We start from the raw sequence: 3,628 nt of genomic DNA on the forward strand, positions 1-3,628 counted from the left end.
GCAAAGCAGCCCCGCCAGTAGCCGCCGCACGTTTCATGAATCGTCATGCTTCCCTCCTTCGCCTGTATTCCGAACCGCCCGGGAAACGCCGCCATTCTCAAAAGCTGCACGCTCGCCTTGGGATGTCCGCCACCAGCAGCCCGGCTCACATTCCGCTCACAGCTCGCGCTCCGAAGGGCAACGCTGCCCTCACGCCCGGCTCCCGACTCACGCCCCGAGGTGCGCCCCAGCCCGTCACGCTCTGCTCACGGCTTGCGCCCCGCTCACGGCTCCAACGCAGTTCCTCACGCCCCGCCCTTCTCCGCCCTGTCCCCCGCTCCGGGCAGCGCCGTCAGCCGGTTCCGAAAATCCTCCAGCGACAGCGCCGCGCGACCGCCCGGGGCTTCCAGCGCCTTCACCGCTCCGCCGCCAAGCGCAAGCACGTCCTCCTTGCCCCGGCTCTGCTGCCACAGCTGCAAAAAATCCCGCTCCCGCCACGGCAGTTCCTCCATTTTCCAGCGGCACACCCGCTCCCATCCGCCGAAGGAACGCACGCAATAGGCCGTCGTGCGATCAAGCTCCGGTTCGCGCCAGCTCCCCCGGCTCTTCATGAGCTCAAGAAGACGCGTCCACTCCGCCCGCGCCTGCAAAAGCACGTTTTCCTCGCCCCGGACAGCGCCGGTTGCGGCGTCAAGCTCCTTCTGCATGAGCGCAAACGGCGGCATGGTGCGATACGGCACCGTTTCCGAACCGTAGCGGCGTATCATGGCCAGCGCCGCAGCCTGCACGGTCGCCACGTCGTAATCCTTCAGCAAAAAAAGCCACATCTTCGCCGTCTCGGGCGACAGCGTCGCCGCGTAGTTCCCCGCAAGACCGTTCAGCACGGCCAGCTTTTCATCCCTTTCCCGCACGGCCATCAGAACGGCCCTCCCATGGCCTCAAGCTCCGCCGACACCTCGCGGCATACCCTGTCGTTGTGCGCCTGTCGCCGTTCGGCTTCGCCAAGCGCCCCGCGTGAAACGACGCGTCCGGCCGCGCCGTCGCCACGGCCCGCGTCTCGGCTCTCCCAGTTGCGCACGGCCGCCTTCCAGTCCCGGAGCGGCCTGCCGTTGGACAACTTCCAGCCCTGCGCCGCGTAATAATCAACAAAGCGCTCCGCCCGAATGCCGTTGCCGCGCTCGTTGCAGTATTCCTGCACCTCCTCCACGGATGGACGGACAAAACCGCGTTCCGAACCCGCCGCACGCTTCTCCGCAGGGGGGACATGGGGGGAATCTTTTAATTCCGTTTCGCTTCGCTTCGTTTCGTCAGGGTTTTCGCTTTGTTCCGAAAAACCCGTCGCTTCTCCGCCCGACGCACAAAGCGACAGCTCCGCAGCGGCCCGCTTCCTCGGCCTTCCGCCCTTGCGTCCGTTCTCCGCGTTGGCCGCGCAACGGCTGGCATAGGCATCGTTCGCCCGACGCACCGAAGGCGCTATGAGCTCGAACACCACGCGGGTCAGATCGTCGAGCCTGGGCATCTCGCCCTCGCCCGCGTCGGCAAACAGCGCAAGCACAAGCTCCCCCACCTGCCCGGGCTCCAGCATGCGAAGGCCCCGCAAATGCTCGGTCCGCAACAATATTCCTTTGACATTCTCCGCCATGATTTCCCCTTTTCCTCCCTGTCTGTTCCGCAAGGCCCCGTCGACGGAGCACAGCCGAAGCCATCTCCCCTTCCGACGCTCGGAACACTGCCGAAGCCGTTCCGACGGCGGAGAGCCGCGCCCGTCGCCGTGTTCCGGCAGTCCGAACGCCTCAGGCGTCGTCGCCCTCTTCGGGGCCGCTCCACAGGTCCGGCCTGAGCTCCCAGCGCGGTATGCCCAAAAGCTCCTCGTACCGGACGGCCATGGCGGGACTCACCCTGCGCGCGTTGTTGGCGTGCTGCACCAGCGTGATGTACGGAATCCCCGACTCCCGGCTGGCCCTGCGAAGCGATCCCCGCCGCGAAAAGTATTTGGCAAATATTTCGTTTTTCATGGCCGGATAATATTCAAATGAGAACACAATGTAAAGAAGTCTAATATTCAAATGAATACTTGACAAAACGAAGATTCTCCTTTCATGTATTCATATGAATACCTTGTCTGACGAAATTTTCGAGTTGCTGAGGAATTTCACGGAGGAGCGGCACAACGGCAACAAGGCCAGCGCCGCCCGTGAACTTGGGGTGTCGCAGGTGACGTTCACGCAGTGGCTGAACCGGGTGCGCACTCCGAACCTGGCCGCGCTTGACCCGGTGTTCAAGGCGCTCGGCGTGAAGCTGGCCATACCGGGAAAGGAGTTTCTCGACTACGACTACGTTCCCAAGATAGCGGCCAAGGCGGGCGCGGGCGCGTCGCTGGAAACCAACGGCGACCTTGAGGGGCTGTACGCGTTCAGAAAGGATTTCATGGGGATAGAGCACATATCCGCCGCACACTCCGTGCTGATGGACGTGGTGGGGGACTCCATGGAACCGCTGTTCAGCGAGGGTGACACCCTGCTTGTCGACAAGTCGGACATCGAAGTCATGGACGGCAAAATTTACGTGGTCACCCTGGGCGACGAGCTGCGCGTCAAACGCGTGCAGAAGACCCTGCGCGGCCTGCTGCTCCGCAGCGAAAATCCCAAGTACGCCGACGTCCCCGTCGAAGGCCCCGACCTCGAAAACTTCGTCGTCCACGGCCGCGTCCGCTGGTGCGGCAAGGTTTTTTAAACGCAGAAAAGACAGGAAAGAGGAAGGGGACAGACCGGAGCAGCCGGGGCGCTGCCCCGGACCCCGGAAAGGCACAGGGGCGCTGCCCCTGAACCCCGGCGGGGGAAATAATTCCCCCCGCACCCCCCTGTTTCTGCCTCCCGGCTTCGCCGAGAGGCAGCACATGAGGGATCGGGAAAACTTATGCCCGGCCCGGTATCCTGCCTTTTCTGAAAAGTCGGCACTGACATTTCCGCCATCAGGGGCGACATTTTCCGCCCTTCAAATTCCGCCCACGCCCGTCTGCCCCCCTCCCGAGTGACACCGACTCCCGTCACCTCCCTCCCAAGTTCCACCCACGCCCGTTTGCTCTGGACACGCTGTACGGACTGCGGGACTTGCACGGTGGTCATTTCATTTAACGGCGGGAGTGAATCCCGCCTACTTATGCCCGTCGGCCGGGCGACATTTTCACGACGCCCGAGTGCCACGAACGCCCGTCTGCCCGGGACACACTGTACGAACGCAGGACTTGTACGACGCCCGCTGCGTTTTACGCCGGAAGTGAATTCCGGCTACTTGCGGGCGTCGGCGCGGGCTCCTCAGGTCGCCCGCGTTCCCCAGAGCTTCAAGAAACGGCAGTTCATACCAACGACGGCTTTCCAGAGCGTTGAAAAAACGACTGTCCTTTGTCAGCGAAGGCTTCCCAGAGCTTCGAGCCTCCACTCTCCCTCAAAAATCTGGAAATCCCTTCCAACCACACCGATGTTGCCGCGAAGCGGGGACATCGGTCGGCCACGGCAGGCGGGTGCTTACATCCCATCGCCCGAGTGACACCAACTCCCGTCTGCTCTGGACACGCTGTACGGACACAGGACTTGTACGACGCCCGCTGCGTTTTACGCCGGAAGTGAATTCCGGCTACTTGCGGGCGTCG

At 63.1% G+C, this 3,628-nt stretch carries 4 protein-coding genes; 1 reads left to right on the top strand and 3 read right to left on the bottom strand.

All coding sequences use genetic code 11. The features are described from left to right. Window positions 1-284 precede the first annotated feature (284 nt). The 3 genes from QZZ60_RS10950 to QZZ60_RS10960 all read right to left on the bottom strand — a co-directional run bounded on the left by QZZ60_RS10950 (window position 285) and on the right by QZZ60_RS10960 (window position 1,994). A complete protein-coding gene (locus tag QZZ60_RS10950) occupies window positions 285-896 on the bottom strand; it encodes a hypothetical protein (RefSeq protein WP_295641344.1) in 612 nt (203 codons plus the stop codon). Continuing rightward, window positions 896-1,621 carry a DUF6291 domain-containing protein gene (locus QZZ60_RS10955; RefSeq protein ID WP_295641346.1) on the bottom strand — a complete coding sequence of 242 codons (726 nt, stop codon included), beginning with the start codon at window positions 1,619-1,621 and terminating at the stop codon, window positions 896-898. The genes QZZ60_RS10950 and QZZ60_RS10955 overlap by 1 nt, the downstream gene beginning before the upstream one ends. A gap of 151 nt (window positions 1,622-1,772) precedes the next feature. Beyond that, complete coding sequence (locus QZZ60_RS10960) at window positions 1,773-1,994, bottom strand: hypothetical protein (protein ID WP_295641348.1); 222 nt, start codon at window positions 1,992-1,994, stop codon at window positions 1,773-1,775. Window positions 1,995-2,088: 94 nt separating this feature from the next. Here QZZ60_RS10960 and QZZ60_RS10965 point away from each other — a divergent pair, with 94 nt between their 5' ends. Beyond that, entirely contained in the window at window positions 2,089-2,712 is a 624-nt protein-coding gene (locus tag QZZ60_RS10965; RefSeq protein WP_295641350.1) for a S24 family peptidase, read from the top strand. Window positions 2,713-3,628 lie beyond the last annotated feature (916 nt).

The organism is uncultured Mailhella sp. (genome assembly GCF_905187505.1).
In the GTDB taxonomy this organism is placed as follows: Bacteria; Desulfobacterota; Desulfovibrionia; order Desulfovibrionales; family Desulfovibrionaceae; genus Mailhella.

Bases quoted from the DNA above. Each gene is read 5' to 3' on its own strand.
- QZZ60_RS10950 (WP_295641344.1), bottom strand. From the start codon at position 896: ATGGCCGTGCGGGAAAGGGATGAAAAGCTGGCCGTGCTGAACGGTCTT.
- QZZ60_RS10955 (WP_295641346.1), bottom strand. From the start codon at position 1,621: ATGGCGGAGAATGTCAAAGGAATATTGTTGCGGACCGAGCATTTGCGG.
- QZZ60_RS10960 (WP_295641348.1), bottom strand. From the start codon at position 1,994: ATGAAAAACGAAATATTTGCCAAATACTTTTCGCGGCGGGGATCGCTT.
- QZZ60_RS10965 (WP_295641350.1), top strand. From the start codon at position 2,089: ATGAATACCTTGTCTGACGAAATTTTCGAGTTGCTGAGGAATTTCACG.